18 protein-coding genes are annotated in these 19749 nt (G+C 60.6%); 8 read left to right on the plus strand and 10 right to left on the minus strand.

Annotation, left to right across the window (positions count from 1 at the left end; translation table 11 throughout):
• The first annotated feature begins 4 nt into the window (after nucleotides 1-4).
• The gene (locus tag ACR0LX_RS06135; protein WP_480782966.1) at nucleotides 5-937 is read left to right on the plus strand and encodes a 2-hydroxyacid dehydrogenase; all 933 of its coding nucleotides are present in this window, start codon (nucleotides 5-7) and stop codon (nucleotides 935-937) included.
• Here the strand turns inward: ACR0LX_RS06135 and ACR0LX_RS06140 are convergent.
• The 6 genes from ACR0LX_RS06140 to ACR0LX_RS06165 all read right to left on the minus strand — a co-directional run bounded on the left by ACR0LX_RS06140 (nucleotide 934) and on the right by ACR0LX_RS06165 (nucleotide 7493).
• Nucleotides 934-2949: a M3 family metallopeptidase gene (locus ACR0LX_RS06140; protein WP_480782967.1), complete on the minus strand. Its 2016-nt coding sequence runs from the start codon at nucleotides 2947-2949 to the stop codon at nucleotides 934-936. The two genes, ACR0LX_RS06135 and ACR0LX_RS06140, sit on opposite strands and share 4 nt — an antisense overlap.
• 57 nt (nucleotides 2950-3006) lie before the next feature.
• Nucleotides 3007-4053 carry a HesA/MoeB/ThiF family protein gene (locus ACR0LX_RS06145; protein ID WP_480782968.1) on the minus strand — a complete coding sequence of 349 codons (1047 nt, stop codon included), beginning with the start codon at nucleotides 4051-4053 and terminating at the stop codon, nucleotides 3007-3009.
• Nucleotides 4053-4508: a dUTP diphosphatase gene (dut, locus tag ACR0LX_RS06150; RefSeq protein WP_480783216.1), complete on the minus strand. Its 456-nt coding sequence runs from the start codon at nucleotides 4506-4508 to the stop codon at nucleotides 4053-4055. Before dut ends, ACR0LX_RS06145 begins: the two co-directional genes overlap by 1 nt.
• Before the next feature lie 34 nt (nucleotides 4509-4542).
• Nucleotides 4543-5739: a bifunctional phosphopantothenoylcysteine decarboxylase/phosphopantothenate--cysteine ligase CoaBC gene (gene coaBC / locus ACR0LX_RS06155; RefSeq protein WP_480782969.1), complete on the minus strand. Its 1197-nt coding sequence runs from the start codon at nucleotides 5737-5739 to the stop codon at nucleotides 4543-4545.
• Nucleotides 5740-5802: 63 nt separating this feature from the next.
• Nucleotides 5803-6618 (minus strand): ChaN family lipoprotein, encoded by an 816-nt coding sequence (locus ACR0LX_RS06160; protein WP_480782970.1) that lies wholly within the window; start codon nucleotides 6616-6618, stop codon nucleotides 5803-5805.
• Complete coding sequence (locus ACR0LX_RS06165; RefSeq protein ID WP_480782971.1) at nucleotides 6615-7493, minus strand: RNA polymerase factor sigma-32; 879 nt, start codon at nucleotides 7491-7493, stop codon at nucleotides 6615-6617. The genes ACR0LX_RS06160 and ACR0LX_RS06165 overlap by 4 nt, the downstream gene beginning before the upstream one ends.
• Before the next feature lie 101 nt (nucleotides 7494-7594).
• On the opposite strand from ACR0LX_RS06165, the gene cobU reads away from it, so the two are divergent.
• The 4 genes from cobU to ACR0LX_RS06185 are packed head-to-tail and all read left to right on the plus strand — an operon-like array spanning nucleotide 7595 to nucleotide 11207.
• Nucleotides 7595-8116, plus strand: a complete 522-nt coding sequence (cobU, locus tag ACR0LX_RS06170; RefSeq protein ID WP_480782972.1) for a bifunctional adenosylcobinamide kinase/adenosylcobinamide-phosphate guanylyltransferase — start codon at nucleotides 7595-7597, stop codon at nucleotides 8114-8116.
• The gene (locus ACR0LX_RS06175) at nucleotides 8113-8691 is read left to right on the plus strand and encodes a histidine phosphatase family protein (RefSeq protein WP_480782973.1); all 579 of its coding nucleotides are present in this window, start codon (nucleotides 8113-8115) and stop codon (nucleotides 8689-8691) included. Before cobU ends, ACR0LX_RS06175 begins: the two co-directional genes overlap by 4 nt.
• 58 nt (nucleotides 8692-8749) lie before the next feature.
• Nucleotides 8750-9634: a glutathione S-transferase gene (locus ACR0LX_RS06180; protein ID WP_480782974.1), complete on the plus strand. Its 885-nt coding sequence runs from the start codon at nucleotides 8750-8752 to the stop codon at nucleotides 9632-9634.
• A gap of 58 nt (nucleotides 9635-9692) precedes the next feature.
• Nucleotides 9693-11207: a YifB family Mg chelatase-like AAA ATPase gene (locus ACR0LX_RS06185; RefSeq protein WP_480782975.1), complete on the plus strand. Its 1515-nt coding sequence runs from the start codon at nucleotides 9693-9695 to the stop codon at nucleotides 11205-11207.
• Here the strand turns inward: ACR0LX_RS06185 and gshB are convergent.
• From gshB to rsmI, 3 genes are all read right to left on the minus strand, one after another.
• Complete coding sequence (gene gshB / locus ACR0LX_RS06190) at nucleotides 11204-12136, minus strand: glutathione synthase (protein WP_480782976.1); 933 nt, start codon at nucleotides 12134-12136, stop codon at nucleotides 11204-11206. The genes ACR0LX_RS06185 and gshB overlap by 4 nt on opposite strands.
• Before the next feature lie 61 nt (nucleotides 12137-12197).
• Nucleotides 12198-12569, minus strand: coding sequence for a YraN family protein (locus ACR0LX_RS06195; protein ID WP_480782977.1), 372 nt, complete (start codon nucleotides 12567-12569; stop codon nucleotides 12198-12200).
• A gap of 1 nt (nucleotide 12570) precedes the next feature.
• Nucleotides 12571-13428 carry a 16S rRNA (cytidine(1402)-2'-O)-methyltransferase gene (gene rsmI / locus ACR0LX_RS06200; RefSeq protein ID WP_480782978.1) on the minus strand — a complete coding sequence of 286 codons (858 nt, stop codon included), beginning with the start codon at nucleotides 13426-13428 and terminating at the stop codon, nucleotides 12571-12573.
• Between the two features lie 87 nt (nucleotides 13429-13515).
• Here rsmI and ACR0LX_RS06205 point away from each other — a divergent pair, with 87 nt between their 5' ends.
• From ACR0LX_RS06205 to murJ, 3 genes are read left to right on the plus strand one after another with little or no spacing between them, the layout of a single operon-like run.
• The gene (locus ACR0LX_RS06205; RefSeq protein ID WP_480574898.1) at nucleotides 13516-14688 is read left to right on the plus strand and encodes a penicillin-binding protein activator; all 1173 of its coding nucleotides are present in this window, start codon (nucleotides 13516-13518) and stop codon (nucleotides 14686-14688) included.
• Nucleotides 14648-17467 (plus strand): [protein-PII] uridylyltransferase, encoded by a 2820-nt coding sequence (locus ACR0LX_RS06210; protein WP_480782979.1) that lies wholly within the window; start codon nucleotides 14648-14650, stop codon nucleotides 17465-17467. The genes ACR0LX_RS06205 and ACR0LX_RS06210 overlap by 41 nt, the downstream gene beginning before the upstream one ends.
• Nucleotides 17464-19005 (plus strand): murein biosynthesis integral membrane protein MurJ, encoded by a 1542-nt coding sequence (murJ, locus tag ACR0LX_RS06215; protein ID WP_480782980.1) that lies wholly within the window; start codon nucleotides 17464-17466, stop codon nucleotides 19003-19005. Before ACR0LX_RS06210 ends, murJ begins: the two co-directional genes overlap by 4 nt.
• Here the strand turns inward: murJ and ACR0LX_RS06220 are convergent, their stop codons facing one another.
• Nucleotides 19006-19692: a rhomboid family intramembrane serine protease gene (locus ACR0LX_RS06220; RefSeq protein ID WP_480782981.1), complete on the minus strand. Its 687-nt coding sequence runs from the start codon at nucleotides 19690-19692 to the stop codon at nucleotides 19006-19008. It abuts the gene before it with no gap.
• Nucleotides 19693-19749 lie beyond the last annotated feature (57 nt).

Genomic DNA, 19749 nt, shown 5'->3' on the forward strand with positions numbered 1-19749 from the left:
ACCCATGCCCGTGAACGTCCTGTTTTCCGCTCGCCCTGAACAGTGGCCGATCTACGAACCGCTCCTGACACGGTGTCTGAAAAATGCAGGTCTGGACTTTCATCTGACGACGGATATCGCGCCGGATCAGGTTGACTACATCGTCTACGCTCCGTCCGGCGGTTTGATGGATTTCACCCCATTCACGCGGCTAAAGGCAGTGCTCAGCCTGTGGGCAGGGGTCGAGAAAATTGCCGACAACGCAACGCTGACTGTGCCGTTGGCGCGGATGGTCGATGGCGGGCTGTCCAAGGGGATGACCGAATGGGTCGTGGGACATGTGTTGCGCTATCATCTGGGGATGGACACGCACATCACCACGCAGAATGGTACCTGGCAGCCCGAGGCCCCTCCGCTCGCTTCAGAACGGAACGTGTGCATTCTGGGACTGGGCGCCTTGGGCGAAGCAGCCGCCCATGCGCTTGTCGCGCTGGGCTTTTCTGTCACGGGCTGGAGCCGCACATCAAAGGACATTCCCGGTGTCACCTGCCCGAGCGGGCCCGAGGGATTGAAACAGGCGCTGTCCCAAGCCGAGATCGTTGTGCTGTTGCTGCCCGATACGCCTGCAACCGAGAACACGCTGAACGCGGAAACCCTTGCCCTGCTGCCCAAAGGTGCGCGGATCATCAACCCCGGGCGCGGGCCTCTGATTGACGACGACGCCCTGTTGGACGCATTGAATTCAGGTCAGGTCGGTCATGCCACGCTGGACGTGTTCCGCATCGAACCGCTGCCGCAGGAGCACCCGTATTGGGCGCATCCCAATGTCACCGTCACGCCGCATATCGCCTCGGAAACCCGCCCCGCCACAGCAGCGCAGGTCATTTGCGAGAACATCCGACGCGGCGAGGCAGGCGAGCCCTTCCTGCACCTTGTGGACCGCGAACTGGGCTATTAGGCCGCGATCAGGCCGCGCCCCTTCAACAGAGCTTCGACCCCCGGCAAGCGACCCCGGAAAGCCAGATACAGATCCTCCGCCTCGCGTGAGCCGCCGGTGGAAAGGATGTTGTCCTCAAGCGCTTTGGCACGTTCGGGATCAAAGGCACCCCCCGCTTCTTCGAAGGCTGCAAACGCGTCTGCATCCATGACCTCGGACCACATATAGCTGTAGTAGCCTGCGCTATAACCGTCGCCTGCAAAGACATGCGCGAAATGCGGAGTGGCGTGGCGCATACCAATGGCTGATGGCATGCCCATTTCCCGCAGCACTTCGGCCTGTTTCACCATCGGATCAGCGGGCGCGTCGCCGTCGTGAAACGCCAGGTCAACCAGGGCCGAGGCGACATATTCCACCGTTTGGAACCCCTGATCGAAATTGGCGGCCTTCAGCACCTTTTTCAGCATCTCAGGCGGCATCGGTTCTCCGGTTTCGGCATGGGTTGCGAATTCGGCAAGAACCTCGGGCACTTCAAGCCAGTGCTCATAAAGCTGGCTGGGCAGCTCGACGAAATCCCGCGCGACAGATGTGCCCGAGATGCTTTCATACGTTACGTTGGACAGCATCTGATGCAGCGCATGACCGAACTCGTGGAACAATGTGCGTGCGTCGTCATACGACAGCAGCGCCGGATCGCCTTTGGCAAAATTGCAAACATTGATCACGACGGGGGCTTGTTCCTTCGGGAACTTCGCCTGCCCGCGCATGGCACTGCACCAAGCTCCGGATCGTTTTGATCCGCGCGCAAAGTAATCTCCGATAAAGACGGCTACATGTCGCCCGTCGCGTGTGACTTCCCACGCGCGGCAGTCGGGGTGATAGAGCGGCACGTCCAGCGGTGCAAATTCCAGCCCGAACAGGCGATTGGCGCAGGCAAAAGCGGCTTCGATCATCCGATCCAGCTGCAAATAGGGTTTCAGCGCGGCTTCATCCAGATCATGCTCGGCCTTGCGCCGCTTCTCCGCATAATAACGCCAGTCCCAGGCTTCCAGCGGCCCGTTCACACCGTCTTCCTGCATCATGGCCGTCATGATTTCGGCATCAGCATCGGCCCGTGCTTTTGCAGGAGACCAGACCTGCATCAGCAGATCTCGCACCCGATCCGGTGTGCGGGCCATTTCGGTTTCCAGTTTGAAATCGGCAAAACTGTCGTAGCCCAGCAGCCTGGCGCGCTCCTGCCGCAGGGTCAGAATCTCCGAGGCAATGTCACGGTTATCCGTCTCACCGCCATTCGCACCGCGCGCCGTCCACGCACGATAGGCTTTTTCTCGCAGGTCACGGCGAGGCGAGAATTGCAGGAACGGTACGATCAACGACCGCGACAGGGTCACAACGGGCCCAGCTGCGCCCTTTTCCTGACCCGCCGCACGGGCGGCGTCCACTACAAATTCGGGCAGCCCTTGCAGATCGCCTTCGGTCAGTTCCATGAACCAGTCCCGCTCATCTGCCAACAGGTTTTGGGTAAAAGATGTCCCCAGCGAGGCCAGTCTCGCCTTGATCTCTTGCATCCGCGCGTCCGCATCACCCTGCAAGGCCGCACCGGCCCGCACGAATCCGCGATGCGTTAGCATCAATACCCGCGCTTGTTCGTCGGTCAGGTCCAGTTCGTCACGCTGATCCCATAGATCAGCGACGCGCTGAAACAGGGCCTTGTTGGACGAAATTGCCGAATAGTGCGCCGCCAACCTGGGAGAAAAGTCGCGCTGCAACTCTTCCCGTTTGGGGTTGCTGTCCGCACCGGCGACGGTGAAGAAGACCGACAGGACCTTGTCCATCTGTTCGCCTGCCGCTTCAAGCGCCTCGATCGTGTTGGCGAATGATGGGGAGTCCGAGGCCGTGGCGATCGCATCTATCTGCGCAGTATGGGCCTGCATCGCCTGTTCCAAAGCGGGGGCAAAATCTTCGTCGCTGATATCGGCAAAGGGTGCGATTTCGAACCGGGTGGTCCAATCGGACAGGATGGGATTGGTCATTCAGGTCTCCTTTGACCGTATAGCTAAGATCGCCGGGACCGAGGGTCCAGAGGCCGCTTATTCAGAAGCGCCGCAAATCGGGCAATCGGGCCGCTTTGTCAGCGAGATCTTGCGGCTTTCCCCATAGAGTGCATCGTAGATCAGCATCTCGCCGCGCAGCGCCTGCCCTGCGCCTGTGATCACCTTGATCGCCTCGACCGCCATCATCGATCCCACCACACCGGGTAATGGGCCAATCACGCCAGCCTCGGCACAGGAGGGGGCCAGCCCTTCCGCCGGGGCTTCGGGAAAGATGCACTGATAACAGGGGCCTGACGTGGCCGGATCAAAGACGCTCAGCTGCCCTTCCCATTGCGATAGTGCGCCTGAGATGAGCGGTTTGCCCAGCGCAACGGCGGTTCGGTTGGCCAGATAGCGGGTGTCGAAATTGTCGGTTCCATCAAGGATCAGGTCGAAATCACTGAACAGGTCGGACGCGATCTCTTCGTTCAGGCGGCGGTGATATGGCAGGACAGCTACATTCGGGTTTTGCGCCAGCATCGCCTGCTGCGCTGAAAACACCTTAGGCATGCCGATATCGGGGTCACGATGGATCACTTGCCGTTGCAGGTTGGCGTTCTCGACAACGTCATCATCGATCACGCCGATTGTGCCGACGCCCGCTGCCGCAAGATATTGCAATGCAGGAGCCCCTAACCCACCGGCGCCGATCACCAGCACCCGCGCCTTTTTCAACCGTTTTTGACCCGGCCCGCCCAGTTCGCGCAACACGATGTGACGCGCGTAGCGCTCCAGCTCAGTCTCGCTGAACTTGTCAGAAGACGATGCTTGCGTCTCGGGCAACGCGGGTGCCGCACGGGCGCGCAACGCTTTCAACGCCCGCCCATAGACCAGAACCAATGCCGCAAAGCCAGCCAGGATCAGCCACATCGCCGCCGATCCGCCGGTCGCCTGACGCAACGGGTGCCCATCGGGCAAAACCAGATGCGCCAGGATCACGCCCAACAGCAGAACCGAAACCGACGTGACACGTGCGGTTCTGGACACGCCCGCAAGGTATCCAACGCCCCAGAGACCCGCTGAAAGAAAAAGAACCAGCAGCATCAGCCGCGACCGGTCGAGCCAAAGCCGCCCGCACCGCGTTCCGTGTCACCAAGTGTTTCAACGGCCTCAAACGCAGCCTGAACCACCGGGGCAACAACAAGTTGCGCGATGCGCTCGCCATGCGTGACCTCGAACGCCTCATGCCCTGCGTTCAGCACGATCACGCCCAATGGCCCGCGATAGTCGCTGTCGATCGTGCCGGGCGTGTTTGGCAGGGTGATCCCATGCTTCAGTGCAAGTCCCGAGCGCGGGCGGACCTGCACCTCGTATCCCGGCGGGATTTCGATCCGCAACCCGGTGGGCACCAGAGCACGCGCGCCCGGTTGCAATATGATCGAGACACCATCAGGAAGATTGGCTCGCACATCCGCACCCGCAGCACCCTCTGTTTCATAGGCAGGCAACGCGACCGAGTGATCCGCCCAATCCTCGCGAATGACACGAATTGCGACCATGTTTGAACCTTTCATAATTCGTCGACCAATCGGATCAGCCCGCCAACGCCTCGGCTATTTTCTGCGCCAATCGGCTTGCGACCATGTCCTTGCCCATGAGGGGCCATTCCTCGGCGCCCTCGGTCGAGATCAGAACAACTGCGTTCTCGGACCCGCCCATAATCCCCGTTGACGGGCTGACATCGTTGGCGACGATCCAGTCGCACCCTTTGCGCGCGCGCTTGGCTGTCGCATGTTCGATCACGTTGTCGGTTTCGGCGGCAAATCCGACGACAAGACCCGGTCGTCCGCCGGACAAATTGGACACGCGTTTCAGAATGTCAGGGTTTTCCGCAAATTCCAGCGCTGGCATACCATCACGGCTTTTCTTCAATTTGCGGTCTGATGCACCGGCAACCCGCCAGTCCGCCACAGCCGCCGCAAAAACACCAGCATCGACAGGCAGGGCCGCATCGACCGCGTCCGACATCTGCTGCGCGGTTTCCACGCGCTCCACCTGAACCCCGTCTGGCGGAGGAACATCCGCAGGTCCGGTTACAAACACAACTTCGGCCCCCAACGCGGACAAGGCGCGGGCAATGGCCGCGCCCTGCGCGCCCGAGGATCGGTTGGCGATGTAGCGCACCGGATCAATCGGTTCATGGGTCGGGCCGGATGTGACGAGGATACGTTTGCCGGATAACGGACCATCGGCAAGCTGCGCCTCGATTGCAGCGACGATCTCCAATGGCTCTGACATCCGGCCCGGCCCATATTCTCCGCACGCCATGTCGCCCTCGTTCGGGCCGACAAAGGTGATGCCATCGGCCTTGAGCTGCGCCAGATTGCGCTGCGTCGCCGGGTGATCCCACATCCGTACGTTCATTGCGGGCGCGCACAGTACGGGCGTATCCGTGGCCATCAACAGGGTCGAGGCCAGATCGCCCGCCAACCCTGCGGTCATCTTGCCCATCAGATCCGCCGTAGCCGGAGCCACCACGATCAAATCCGCCGAGCGCGACAATTGGATATGCCCCATCTCAGCCTCATCCGTCAGATCGAACAGATCGCGATAGGCCTTTTCGCCCGCCAGCGCGGACACTGACAAAGGTGTGACGAACTCTTCCGCAGCGCGTGTCAGTACGGGTGTCACAGCGGCACCGCGTTCTTTCAGCCGGCGAATGAGGTCCAGAGATTTATAGGCCGCAATACCACCGCCGATGATCAGCAGAATACGTTTTGATGCCAGCATGTTCATCGCCTCCGGTCGCGGTCGGCCCTGACATTAGGCAACGCCCGGCCCGAGTTCCAGCGGTTAATTCTGGGCCTCAAACGCCTTGCAGGGGTCCTCACGTTCGACCGCCGGGCTATCGATGACCGCATCAAAGGTGCCTTCCAGCTGGCCCTCTTCGGATTGGCCCAGAACAAACACCTTCAAACCCGGACGCAGGCGCGACAGAAAGGTGGGGATGCCACGGTCCTTGCGGGCGTGCCCGTTGCCGGTAATGACGGCCACCGGCCCGCTGGTTTCATCAGCTGCCGTCAGTATGGCCCGTGTCAGAACCGCGTCGCGAAGACGCTGAATGGCAACCATCTGCGGCAACGACTCCTTGGGGATCGCGTCACAATGGGCGGCAAGCTGATCAGCCTCACGCGCGGCCTGATCTTCGGGGGCCAGAGGCACCGTCAACCCGTAGCGCGCCGCATCTGCGCCCAAAGTGGTGGCTGCCCCGCGCTCCATCGCGGCCCGAGCCGCTGCACGCGGCACCATGGCGCCGTAGATCGGTGCATTCGATGCCTGAAATACCGGATAATACATACTAAGCGGAGGCCAGCCGGTTTCTGCCCAGCGCAGAATCTTCGACAGTTCCTCGGGGCTTGTCGCCGCCTTCTGCGCAAGGCGTTGCGCACCTTCTTCCGTCACCATTTCCCAGACAACGGCCGAGGGCGAGATCGCCTCGATCGCTTCGGTCTGCACCAGATGGTGGTCCGGGTTGTCATGAATTTCGCCCAGAATGACGACGTCCGCCGCGGTCATTTCGGCCAGAATGTCGTCAGGTATCAGATCGCCCGCATGGCCCGGGCTGACCGTAACCACAAGTGCACAAAGCAGAATCGCAAGATGTCTCATGCGAAGAAGTGTTGCACCTCACGCGACTGCGCTTCAAGGCTCTTGCGCATCTTGATGAAGGCTGCCGCCTCAAGCTGGCGCACGCGTTCCTTCGACAGCCCCAGTTCCTGACCAAGGCTTTCAAGCGTCCGGGCCGGTTCACGCAGTTTGCGTTCGCGGACGATGAACCGTTCACGCTCGTTCAACGCCTGCATCGCCGACACCAGCCAATCTCGCAATTGCTGCGTATCGTGAGCGTTTTCGACGGTCTCGGCGGCCTGCTCGCGCTCATCCTCAAGCGCGTCGATCCATTCGCGCCCGTCTTCGTCCGCTGACTGCACCGCATTCAGGGAAAAATCGGAACCCGACAACCTGCCTTCCATCATCTCGACATCGCGCAACGGAACGCCGATTTCAGCGGCGATCAACTGATGCAACTGGTGTCGGTCCAACCGTTGTCCGTCTGTTGCGGCTTCGCGCTCCAATCGGGCCTGAACCCGGCGCATGTTGAAAAACAGCGATTTCTGAGAGGAGGTCGAGCCGGTACGCACCATCGACCAGTTGCGCATGACATAGTCCTGGATGCTGGCTTTGATCCACCACACGGCATAGGTCGAAAAGCGCACCCCGCGGTCGGGGTCAAACTTGTCGGCGGCCTTCATCAGACCCAGACCAGCCTCTTGAATCAGGTCGTTCATCGGCGCGCCGTAGCGTTTGAATTTGGCGGCCATCGAAATGGCCAATCGCATATAGGCCGTGATCAGTCGGTGCAGGGCTTGCTCGTCCCTGTCATCGCGCCAGGCATAGGCGAGGCGCAGCTCGGTCTCGGCATCCAGCAATTCGGCCTTCATCGCCTGTCGGGACATCGAAAAATCACGCGCATTGTCCAGTGCCATGCAACTCTCCCATTTTTGCTCGGCGCTGGCCGGGCTTGCCTTGCCGATCTGTGGTCGATACGCAGGACGGTACCGGGTGGATCACCAGAAAGGTAAGAATAGTGCGTCCCAATTTAACCTTTGTTCTTGGCGGCGCAGCATCAGGAAAGTCGGCTCTTGCCGAGCAGCTCGTTGTTTCATCGGGGAAAAATCGCCTGTATCTCGCAACATCACAAGTGTTTGATGATGAGATGCGCCTAAAAATTAAGCAACATATTGCACAACGGGGCGCCGGTTGGGCGACAATTGAAGCTCCGTTTGACCTGACACCAGCCCTGGCGGCTATGACACGCGATCAGATTGGCCTGATCGATTGCGCTACAATGTGGCTGACCAACCACCTGCTGGCCGAGCATGACCTGGAACAGGAACAGGCCTCTTTTCTGAACGCCCTGCGCAGCTGTCCTGCGGATCTGGTCGTCGTCTCAAACGAGGTCGGCCAGGGCATTGTGCCCGACAACGCTCTGTCGCGCAGATTCCGCGAGGCACAGGGGCGGTTGAATATCGCACTCGCCGCGCAGGCCGATCTGGTCGTTCAGGTCACTGCCGGATTGCCGCAGGTTCTGAAAGGGCAACTGCCATGACCCGGTTGCATCTGGTTCGTCATGGGCCGACCCATGCCAAGACCATGGTAGGGTGGTCCGACCTGCCCGCGGACCTGAGCGATCAGGCCGCGATTGACCGGTTGCAAGCCCATCTACCGCTGGGCGGGATTGTCGTATCCTCAGATCTTTCGCGCGCGGCTGACACGGCCACGGCCATTCAAGGCGACCGCCGCCGACTGCCGCATCATACCGATCTGCGCGAGATCAATTTCGGTGCGTGGGAGCTGCGTCCCTTCGCCGAGATTGAGGCCGAGGATCCAGACCTCGCCTTCGCCTATTGGGACAATCCCGGGGATGTGCGCCCGCCCGACGGGGAAAGCTGGAACCAGGTGAGGGCGCGTGTCGATGCTACACTGGACGGGTTGATCGCGGAATTTCCCGGTCATGACCTGATCGTGGTCGTGCATTTCGGGGTGATACTGACGCAGGTACAACGGGCGCTGAACGTGGATGCACAACAGGCGTTTTCGCACCGCATCGACAATTTGTCGGTCACTGAAATCACCCGTCATCCAGAGGGCTGGTCGGTCGAGCGCATCAATCATTGTCCGTGATCAACGGGCGCACAAATCTCTGATTTACGGCAATGCTTTGGTCGGTCATCGTTTGGTCATGACCTATGATCTCTTTATCGGCGACCGCCTGTTTTCCAGCTGGTCCTTGCGCGGTTGGCTGATGCTGGAAAAGTTCGGCCTGCCCTATCGCTCGCATTTGGTGGGACTTTACTCGGGAACGATGGCGCAGGATATGGCACCTCTTGCGCCCGCCCGGCTTGTGCCAGCGCTACGCCTTGCGGATGGAACCGTGGTCGGCGAAAGCCTTGCCATGGCCGAAACCCTGGCCGAGCGGCACCCGGATGCCGGGTTTTGGCCCAGCGACCCTGCTGCCCGAGCCACCGCCCGGTGGCTGTGCGCGGAAATGGTGGCGGGATTTTTGTCGCTGCGCGGCGAATGTGCGATGCAGTTGATGCATCGCTGGGAGGGCTTTACCCCATCCGCCGAGACCATCGCCGATCTGGCCCGGATCGAGGCTTTGTGGGAACACGCCCGCACCATTTCCGGGGCGAAGTCTGGCCCTCTGTTTGGATCCTACTCTCTGGCCGACGTGTTCTACACGCCGGTAGCCGCGCGGATCATCGGATACGGCCTGCCAGTATCGGACGCAAACCGCGCCTATTGCCTCGACCTTCTGTCGGATACAGCTGTCCGCCAATGGCGCGCGATGGGTTTGACAGTAGAGTATGACCCGTTCCCCTACCCACAGGATTTGCCGTCGTCGCCCTGGCCCATTGGCGGCAACTCAGGGGCCACCGCGACAGAGGCCGGGCCTGCGATCAACGCCAATTGCCCCTATTCCGGCGATGCTGTGACGCACAATCTGGAACTCAACGGGCAGATCTGGGGGTTTTGCAACGCCTTCTGCCGCGACAAGACCGTTGCCGATCCGGGGGCCTGGCCGAAATTCCAAACAATGACGCGCGCCGTTAACGAATCCTAAACCGCATTCATGGCAGCAACGTCCTGTTAACCAAGAACAGGCCAAGAGCAGGAAAGCCATGGTTGCCCGCGCCCATACCGTCGCGTTTCAGGGGGTTGATGCCCGCCCTGTCGAAGTGCAATGCGCCGTCTCGCCCGGCCTTCCGGCGTTTTCTATTGTCGGTCTGCCCGACAAGGCAGTGTCCGAGGCGCGCGACCGCGTGCGCAGCGCGCTCAGTTCGATGGCTATCGCATTGCCGTCGAAACGGATCACCATCAATCTGTCCCCCGCCGACCTGCCGAAAGAGGGCAGTCATTTCGACCTGCCAATCGCCATGGCCTTGCTGTCGGCCCTCGACATCATCCCCGCCGACGCCGCCGAGGGCGCGGTCGCACTGGGCGAGTTGTCGCTGGACGGCTCACTGGTGCCTGTGGTCGGAGCCTTGCCCGCCGCGATGACCGCTGCGACCGGAGATCGCAGCCTGCTGTGCCCCCGCGCCTCGAGTGCTGAGGCCGCCTGGGTCGACGCAGCGCAGGTTATCGGCGCGGAGTCCCTGGGCGATGTGGTACGCCATTTTTCCGGCCAAGCTCCTTTGGACGCGGCTATGCCCGGCGAGGTCCTGCTGCCACCAACCGAGCGCGACCTTCGCGACGTCAAAGGCCAGGAACGGGCCAAGCGTGCGCTCGAGATCGCCGCTGCCGGACGGCATCATCTGATCATGATCGGAACGCCCGGATCGGGCAAATCCATGCTCGCCGCGCGTTTGCCGGGTATCTTACCCCCTTTGACCCCCGCCGAGGCATTGGAAACCTCGATGATCCAATCCCTGTGCGGCTTGCTGGACGAAGGCGGTATCAGCCGCGCGCGCCCGTTTCGCGAACCGCACCACACGGCCTCGATGGCAGCTATTGTCGGCGGTGGAAAAGGGGCCAAACCCGGAGAGATTTCGCTGGCGCATAACGGCGTTTTGTTCATGGATGAGTTTCCCGAATTCCCGCGTACGGTTCTGGAAACCCTGCGCCAACCGATCGAAACAGGCGAAGTCATGGTCGCGCGCGCCAACGCCCACGTGAAATATCCCTGCCGGTTTATGCTGGTGGCGGCGGCAAACCCTTGTAAATGCGGATATCTGACTGATCCGGCGCGGGCCTGTTCGCGCGCGCCGGTCTGTGGCGAGGACTATCTCGGACGTATTTCAGGTCCGTTGATGGACCGGTTCGATCTGCGCATTGAGGTGCCTCCGGTCGGATTCACCGATCTGGACCTGCCGCCATCTGGCGATAGCTCTGCCACGGTCGCGGAACGGGTCGAGAATGCCCGCCGCATTCAGGCGGAACGGTTTCGGGACACACCTGCAACCCGCCAAAACGCCGATGTCGAGGGGAAACTGCTGGAAGAAGTCGCCGCACCAGATGCCGAGGGCAAGGACCTGTTGCTGAAAGCTGCGGACCGGTTCGGCCTGTCCGCGCGCGCGTTTCACCGCATCCTTCGTGTCGCCCGGACGATCGCAGATCTGGAGGGTGCCGCAAACATCCGCCGCCCGCATGTGGCCGAGGCGCTGAGCTTTCGCATCAGCGCCAAAGCTGCGTCCTAGATTTTGGCTTCGATCGCGCCCCAGATCTTTGCGGCGATGTTGACGCCGTCGAACCGCTCCAGTTCCTGAATACCCGTGGGCGAGGTTACATTGATCTCGGTCAGGTAATCGCCGATCACATCGATACCGACAAAAATCTGCCCCTTCTCTTTCAGAAGCGGACCGATTCTGGCACAGATTTCGAGGTCGCGGTCAGTCAGGCCAATCTTTTCGGGACGACCACCGACATGCATGTTTGATCGGGTTTCCCCCTTCGCCGGGACGCGGTTGATGGCACCAACCGGCTTTCCGTCGACCAGAATCACCCGTTTGTCGCCATTGCTGACATCCGGCAGGAATTTCTGAACGATCAAGGGCTCACGCGAGAAACCGGTGAATAGCTCATGCAGCGAGGTCAGGTTGCGGTCGTTCGCATCCAATCGAAAAACACCGGCGCCACCATTGCCATAAAGCGGCTTCAGGATCACATCGCCATGCTTTTCCTTGAACGCCTTGATGGTTTGCAAATCCCGCGCGATCGTTGTGGGTGGCGTAAGGTTGGGGAAATCCAGAACCAACAGCTTTTCCGGGTAGTTGCGCACCCAGAACGGATCGTTGACCACCAGAACCTGACCCTTCAGCCGGTCGAGCAGATGGGTCGAGGTGATGTAATGCATGTCGAACGGAGGATCCTGACGCAGCCAGATCACATCGAACTCAGCCAGATCAACCTCGCGTTCGGGACCGAGAACTGCCGGGTCACCGGAGATACGCTGAACCCTCATGTCCTGACCGCGCGCCGTAATGCGCCCTTCCTGATAGGCCAGTTGGTCGGGGCTGTAGAAAAACAACGTGTGACCGCGCGCCTGCGCTTCTTCGGCCAGCCGGAACGAGCTGTCGGCATTGATGTCCACGGCCCCGATCGGGTCCATCTGAAAGGCGATTTTCATGGCGTGTCCTTCGTTCTCACGCCAGTTACATGGCCCAGCCGAGCCTTGTGTTCAATGGGGATCACACATGCCCAAACGCGTTCTCTATGATTTGAACAGCACCCGAGCCATCCACAAGCGCCGCATCAAAGCGCACATTTGTAAGTTGGCCGTCCGGTTCGGTCTCCAGATACTGGGCCGCCGAGGCACAGATGCGGTCGATCTGTCGGCGGCTGATCCGGGCGGCAGCCCGGTCAAAGCTGGAGCTTTGCTTGACCTCAATGAAAACAAGCCCGTTATTGTCGCGGGCGATCAGGTCAATCTCACCCCCAGCCCCGCGCCAACGGCGCTGATCGATGCTATAGCCCCGCCGTTCATAATCGGCGGCCACGCTCAGCTCGGCAGATTGACCGGCATGATAGGAAACACTGCTACGGGCCGATCGTGCGGACATGTCATTCCTTTCCCAGTTTCAATGCCCTTTGGTAAATCGGGCGGCGTGGCAACTTGAACATTTGCGACACCAGATCGGCCGCATCGCGCACCGAATGTGTCTCAAGCGCCTGTTTCAATGCCTCTTCTATGTCGGAATCGTTAACAGTTTCGGAATGCCCCCGATCCACCAACAGAACGATCTCGCCTTTGACGGTCTCGTCTTTCAGCGCGGCAGCCAGCTGCGCCAAAGACCCGCGTCGGATCTCTTCGAATTTCTTGGTCAACTCGCGGCACATTGCAGCCTGCCGGTTTTCGCCGAGGACATCGGCAAGATCAGACAGACAGGCCGCCACGCGCTTGGGGGACTCGTAAAAGACCAAAGTGCCAGGAATATCGCGCAGGGCCTCGATCCGAGCCCGCCTTGCACCTGTGGCATTGGGCAGGAACCCGGCAAAAAAGAACGCATCCGTCGGCAATCCCGCCAAGGTCAATGCCATCAAAGCTGCCGATGGACCCGGAGCGCAGGTGACCACATGACCGGCCTCAGCCGCCTGTTTGCCCAGATCATAGCCCGGGTCGGCGATCAGCGGCATTCCCGCCTCGGAGGCATAGGCAACTGATTTTCCCGCATCCAGCGCATCCAATATTTTCCCGCGCGCGCCTGCGCCGGAATGGTCGTGATAGGCCAAGATGCGCCGCCCCTCCAGCGGTACGCCATGGATCTCCATCAATCGGCGCAGACTGCGCGTGTCTTCGGCGGCGATCACTTCGGCCGAAGCCAAGACGTCCAGCGCCCTGAGCGTGATGTCACGGGCCGCGCCTATCGGAGTGGCAACAAAGTACAGACCTGCGCCCAATCTGGTCTTTTGAAAATTCAAAGCTGGACCCTCACAGCATGACGTTTATTATCGCGGCGCATAGAACAGCAGCGTCCTAGGCCGCCGGATCAGGGAGTTTTCATTTAGATGTTTAGCGTTTGCAAGCCCGCCCGCAAACTAACCAGATTGGCCTTTGCGCTGACAGCCGCCGCGTTCGTTGCGGCCTGCGAACCGGGGCTGAACTCCGGCGGGCCATCGATCAACACTTCGGAACCGGTCCCGGTTGCCCTGCTGGTGCCGCGCGGATCAGGTCAATCCGGTGATGCTGCACTGGCTCAGAGCCTTGAAAATGCTGCCCGTTTGGCGATGTCTGATCTGCCGAATGTCAATATCGACTTGCGGGTCTACGACACGGCTGGCAGCGCGACAGCAGCATCAACGGCGGCGCAGCAAGCGGTCTCGGACGGGGCAAAGATCATTCTTGGTCCGGTCTATGCCCAAGCAGCGAATGCCGCCGGATTGGCGGTTCTGGACAAGGGCGTGAACGTTCTGTCCTTTTCGAACAACACCACCATTGCAGGCGGCAATGTCTATGTGCTGGGCCCAACTTTCGACAACACGGCGAACCGCCTGGTCAACTATGCGGGCCGACAGGGCAAGTCCGGGATGGTAATCGTACACAGCAACGATGCCTCGGGCCAGCTTGGTCAATCCGCCATCGCCGGAGCGTTGAGCAACAGCCGCGTGAACAACGCCGGATCGGTCGGGTTCGAGCGGTCGCAACAGGGCGTCATAAGCTCGGTTCCGACCATCAAATCCGCCATCGATTCGTCGGGTGCGGATTCGATCTTTCTGACCGCGACCACAGCTGGTGCATTGCCTCTGTTCAGCCAGTTGCTGCCCGAGGCAGGTGTATCGCCATCGACAACGCAGTTTGTCGGCCTGACCCGCTGGGATATTCCACCGCAGACGCTTGAGCTGCCGGGAGTACAGGGCGGCTGGTTTGCGCTGCCTGATCCGGCCAAAGCGGCGGGTTACCGGCAGAGATACAACGCCACCTATGGAGAGGCACCGCATCCGATCAGCGGGCTGGCTTATGACGGCATCGCCGCCATCGGCGCGTTGGTGAGCCAGGGTAAGTCGAACGCCCTGACTGGTGCGGCGCTGACGCAGAATGCCGGTTTCCAGGGCGTTGGCGGTATCTTCAGATTGCGCCCGAACGGCACCAACGAACGCGGTCTGGCGGTTGCCACGATCCAGAACAAACAGGTGGTTGTGATTGACCCTGCCCCACAAAGTTTCTCGGGTGCCGGATTCTGATCGACCCGGGACAGGTGTGACGCCTGGCGGCACCCTGATCTGCCCGGATCATTTGATTTTCGACAGCGCCGGGGTGCGTGCCCAGCTTATGAACGCCTTTGCGGACTGCTCGGACAACTCGCAGATGCGCGCGGCCACCGTGCGTGTTTTGCGTGATGCGCAAAAGGCGGGCCGCAGCGCGATTGCCGATGCCTTTGCTGCCCGCCCCTTTGATGCGCGACCCCTGACCCGGTCGTACACCTATCTGACCGACCAACTGGTCTGCACCGCCCTGCAGGTCGCAAACGAACATCTGCATCCGCTGGCAACGCCCACGCAGGGCGAAAAGATCGCCGTTCTTGCGGTTGGTGGCTATGGCCGGGGAGAAATGGCACCGGCTTCGGATGTCGATCTTCTGTTTCTGACACCCTACAAGATCACCGCCTGGGCCGAGAGCGTGATTGAATCCATGCTCTACATCCTGTGGGATTTGCGGTTGAAGGTTGGCCATTCCTCGCGCACGACCCGGGATTGTCTGCGATTGGGGGCCGAGGATTTCACCATCCGCACAGCCATGCTCGAACAGCGTTATCTGGCCGGCGACAAAGCGCTGGCGGACGAGCTTGAACAGCGCCTGAAGGACGAATTGTTCAAAGGCAGCGAACGCGAATTTATCGAGGCCAAACTGGCCGAGCGCGACACCCGCCACCAAAAGCAGGGTGAGCGTTATATGGTCGAACCCAACGTCAAAGAGGGCAAGGGTGGTCTGCGCGACCTGCAATCGCTGTATTGGATCGCCAAGTACATCTATGGCGTACATGACGTGGCCGAGCTTGTGCCGCTTGGTCTGTTCACCCCTGAAGAATTTCAAACATTCCGCGAAGCCGAGGATTTCCTGTGGGCGGTCCGCTCGCATCTGCATCTGGTCACTGGGCGCGCCACCGAGCAGTTGACCTTTGACCTTCAGGTCGAGGTGGCCGACCGCATGGGCTATCAGGACCATGCCGGACGGCGCGCGGTCGAGGTCTTCATGCAGCGCTATTTCCGCGAGGCGACGAAGGTCGGCGAGCTGACGCGCATTTTCCTGACCAAGCTGGAAGCGGCGCATGTGAAGGGCGCAGCGCTGCTTGAACGTATCTTCCGCAGAAGGCCGCGGGTCAAACCCGGGTTCGCAGTGGTGCACGGTCGCCTGGATGTAAGCGATCCCAAGACTTTTCTGTCCGACAAGCTGAACCTGCTGCGACTGTTCGAGGAAGGCTTGCGCACTGGTATGTTGATCCACCCGGATGCCATGCGTCTGGTGACCGCCAACCTGAGCCTCATTGACGATGACATGCGCAACGACAAAGAAGCGCGGCGCATCTTTCTGGACCTGATGCTGAAACACGGCAATCCCGAACGCGCCTTGCGCCGGATGAACGAATTGGGCGTCTTGTCGGCGTTCTTGCCCGAGTTCGAACCCATCGTCGCGATGATGCAGTTCAACATGTATCACAGCTACACGGTGGACGAGCATACGATCCAATGCATCGTCAATCTTGCTCAGATCGAACGGGGCGAGTTGATCGAGGAATTGCCCTTGGCCTCGTCGATTCTGAAGCGCGGTGTCAATCGCAAGGTCCTGTATGTGGCGTTGTTGCTGCACGATATCGGCAAGGGCCGGCCCGAGGATCACTCGATCCTGGGCGCGCAGATCGCGCGCAAGGTTGCCCCTCGCCTGGGCTTGAACAAATCCGATGCCGAGACCGTCGAATGGCTGGTGCGCTATCACCTGCTGATGTCGGATATGGCGCAGAAGCGCGACATCTCGGACCCGCGTACGGTGCGCGATTTTGCCAAAGCGGTCGAAACGGTGAAACGGCTAGACCTGCTGACCGTTTTGACGGTCTGTGACATTCGGGGGGTTGGCCCAAACACCTGGAACAACTGGAAGGCAACCTTGTTGCGGGCGCTGCATGCGGAAACAAAGCGGGCGCTCGAAACAGGTATGGAAGACCTGAACCGCGCCAATCGCGGGGCCGGGGCGAAAAAGGCCCTGCGCGCGGCTTTGGCGGATTGGTCCAAGGGTGACCTCAAAACGGAAACCGGCCGTCATTATGAGCCGTATTGGCAGGGTCTGAACTTGGCGACTCATGTCGAGTTTGCCGAAATGCTGCGCGCATTGGAGCAAAGCGGCAATCCGGGCGACATGGAGATCCGCCTGCATCCCGACGTAGACCGCGACGCCACCCGCGCCTGTTTCGCGATGGCGGACCACCCGGGCATCTTTGCCCGGATCGCCGGTGCGCTGGCGCTGGTTGGTGCCAATGTGGTTGATGCCCGAAGCTATACCACCAAGGACGGATATGTGACGGATGCGTTCTGGATTCAGGACGCCGAAGGCCACCCGTTCGAGGCCAGCCGCTTGCCGCGTCTGACCCAAATGATCCACAAGACACTCAAGGGCGAAGTTGTCGCGGGCGACGCTCTGAAATCGCGCGACAAGATCAAAAAGCGCGAACGCGCCTTCAACGTTCCGACGCATATCACCTTCGACAATGATGGCTCCGAGATTTACACCATCATCGAAGTCGACACCCGCGATCGTCCCGGCCTGCTGTTCGATCTGACCCGAACGCTGGCAAGCGGCAATGTCTATATCGCAAATGCGGTCATCGCGACCTACGGCGAGCAGGTGGTTGATACCTTCTATGTCAAGGACATGTTCGGTCTGAAATATCACTCGGAAAGCAAACAGCGCGGGCTTGAAGCCAAACTGCGCAAAGCCATCACCGAAGGTGCCGAGCGGGCGGCCTCATGAAGCAGATCCGTTTGTTCTCGGGCCTGTTCACCGTGGGTTTCTGGACTCTGGCCAGCCGAATACTGGGGTTTCTGCGGGAAATCCTTTTGACCGCCTATATCGGCCCCGGGCCGGTCATGGACGCGTTTGTCGCCGCCTTTCGGTTGCCAAACATGTTCCGCCGGTTCTTTGCCGAAGGCGCGTTCAACGCCGCCTTCGTACCGATGTTTTCCAAACGGCTTGAAGCGGATGAAAACGCGCAGGGTTTTGCGCAGGATGCGTTCAACCTGCTGGCCATTGCCGTACTGGCATTGGTCGGTCTGGCGATGGTGTTCATGCCCGCGCTGGTCTGGATCACCGCCGAGGGGTTCTACGGCGACGAACGGTTCGATCTGGCGGTCGACTACGGATACGTGGTCTTTCCGTATATCCTGTTCATGGCGCTTGCGGCGCTGTTCTCGGGTGTTCTGAACGCGACCGGGCGTTTCGCCGCCGCTGCCGCCGCACCGGTTCTGCTGAACATCTTTGCCTGCTCAGCCCTGATATTTGGCGCAATGTCTGGCGGAGAGGTGATCCGCTGGCTGATCGCCGTCATCCCGATCGCAGGAATTGCGCAGCTTGCGCTGGTCTGGGTGGCAACGGAACGGGCGGGTATTCCGATCCGTCCCGGCGTGCCGCGCCTCAGCCCCGAGATGCGCAGAATGGTCCGTATCGCGGTTCCTGCAGCGCTTGCCATGGGGGTGACGCAGGTCAATCTAGTGGTCGGGCAGCTTGTGGCATCGAAGACCGAAAAGGCGGTCAGCTGGCTTTTTGCGGCGGACCGTCTGTATCAACTGCCGCTGGGCGTCGTCGGCATTGCGGTGGGCATCGTCCTGCTGCCCGACCTGTCGCGCCGCCTGCGCGCCGGTGACAAAGACGGTGCGCGCCACGCCTTTTCCCGCGCCGGTGAGTTTACGCTACTGCTGACCATCCCTTCGACCGTGGCCTTCGTGATCATCCCGAACCCAATGGTTTCGGTTCTGTTCGAACGCGGGCACTTTACGGCCGAAGACACAGCTGCGACCGCTCTGGCCGTGACGATCTACGGATTGGGTTTGCCTGCCTTCATGCTGCAAAAACTGCTGCAGCCGCTGTATTTCGCGCGGGAAAATACCCGAGCGCCTTTCCACTATGCTGTGGTCGCAATGATCGTGAACGCAGCCCTTGCCTTTGGTCTTTTTCCGCTGGTCGGCTGGATCGCGCCTGCAATCGCGGCCTCGGTCGCCGGGTGGGCGATGGTTCTGTTGCTGGCCCTGGGCGCGCGCCAGATGGGCGACGAAGCCCGGTTCGACGAACGTTTCCGGCACAAGGCTTGGCGGATCGTGGCGGCGTCGCTGGGTATGGGGGCGGTTCTGTTCGCAGCCATTCATCTGTTCGGATGGGCGTTCAACATGTCCGGATGGCGGTATCTGGCGCTGATCCTGCTGATCAAAATTGCTGCGGCCACATATTTCTTCCTGGGCCACCTGCTCGGCGCGTTTGAACTGTCCGAGTTCCGCAAGGCCCTGCGCCGGTCCTGATCAATCGCGACGAATGCGACCGACGATCCGCGCCCAACCCCCCGGGGCCAGAAAGAATGACAACACGAACCCGGTTGCGAACCCGCCCAGATCGGCGACCCAATCCAAGGTTCCGCCAAACAAAAGCCCGAACAAAAGCTGGATGCCCATCAGAACGGCGATTAGCTGAAAGGCGCGACTTTGGTTTTCGCCCACCAATGACAGTTTGCGCCACAGCAACCACGTGAACGCGCCGATCAACCCGTAGACTGGTGGGAACCCTCCGATCAGGGGGTATTGCGGGTTCAAAAGCAACGCATAGACCAGCGCGCCGCCAACACCCGACAGCACAAAGATGATCAGCATCGGGAACCCGCCGAACACCTCGCCAACCATTTTCCCCATGGCCAGAACGAAGACGCTGACAAAGATCGCCTGCGTGAAGCTGACCGAGACAAACGGGTAGGTGACAAACCGCATCACATGCTCCAACGGCCAGCGGCCATTCTGGATCATCCAGTCGAAGATATCGGGCGAAAAGGAATAATGCTGGATTGCGTCCAGCCGCCACCCAACTGCGGTCGGCCCGCCGACAAGCCCGCGAGAGCCAAACGTGAACGCCAGTTCAATCCCCATGATGAACAAAACCAGCGCCACGACAACGGGCGGCAGGGGGTTCACGGCATGTGTATTGTGCTCACTGCTCATTGGGCGGCCTTTCGCGGCTGTTGACGTCCCTTGGCCTCATGGGTAAGCGACGGGGGC

The organism is Ruegeria sp. CH11 (assembly GCF_056537105.1).

Coding starts and splice junctions, on each gene's coding strand:
- ACR0LX_RS06160 (WP_480782970.1), bottom strand. CDS start 6,618: ATGAGACATCTTGCGATTCTGCTTTGTGCACTTGTGGTTACGGTCAGC.
- ACR0LX_RS06145 (WP_480782968.1), bottom strand. CDS start 4,053: ATGCTGCTGGTTCTTTTTCTTTCAGCGGGTCTCTGGGGCGTTGGATAC.
- coaBC (WP_480782969.1), bottom strand. CDS start 5,739: ATGCTGGCATCAAAACGTATTCTGCTGATCATCGGCGGTGGTATTGCG.
- dut (WP_480783216.1), bottom strand. CDS start 4,508: ATGGTCGCAATTCGTGTCATTCGCGAGGATTGGGCGGATCACTCGGTC.
- murJ (WP_480782980.1), top strand. CDS start 17,464: ATGAAGCAGATCCGTTTGTTCTCGGGCCTGTTCACCGTGGGTTTCTGG.
- ACR0LX_RS06165 (WP_480782971.1), bottom strand. CDS start 7,493: ATGGCACTGGACAATGCGCGTGATTTTTCGATGTCCCGACAGGCGATG.
- ACR0LX_RS06195 (WP_480782977.1), bottom strand. CDS start 12,569: ATGTCCGCACGATCGGCCCGTAGCAGTGTTTCCTATCATGCCGGTCAA.
- ACR0LX_RS06180 (WP_480782974.1), top strand. CDS start 8,750: ATGACCTATGATCTCTTTATCGGCGACCGCCTGTTTTCCAGCTGGTCC.
- ACR0LX_RS06220 (WP_480782981.1), bottom strand. CDS start 19,692: ATGAGCAGTGAGCACAATACACATGCCGTGAACCCCCTGCCGCCCGTT.
- gshB (WP_480782976.1), bottom strand. CDS start 12,136: ATGAAAATCGCCTTTCAGATGGACCCGATCGGGGCCGTGGACATCAAT.
- ACR0LX_RS06205 (WP_480574898.1), top strand. CDS start 13,516: ATGTTTAGCGTTTGCAAGCCCGCCCGCAAACTAACCAGATTGGCCTTT.
- ACR0LX_RS06175 (WP_480782973.1), top strand. CDS start 8,113: ATGACCCGGTTGCATCTGGTTCGTCATGGGCCGACCCATGCCAAGACC.
- ACR0LX_RS06185 (WP_480782975.1), top strand. CDS start 9,693: ATGGTTGCCCGCGCCCATACCGTCGCGTTTCAGGGGGTTGATGCCCGC.
- ACR0LX_RS06140 (WP_480782967.1), bottom strand. CDS start 2,949: ATGACCAATCCCATCCTGTCCGATTGGACCACCCGGTTCGAAATCGCA.
- ACR0LX_RS06135 (WP_480782966.1), top strand. CDS start 5: ATGCCCGTGAACGTCCTGTTTTCCGCTCGCCCTGAACAGTGGCCGATC.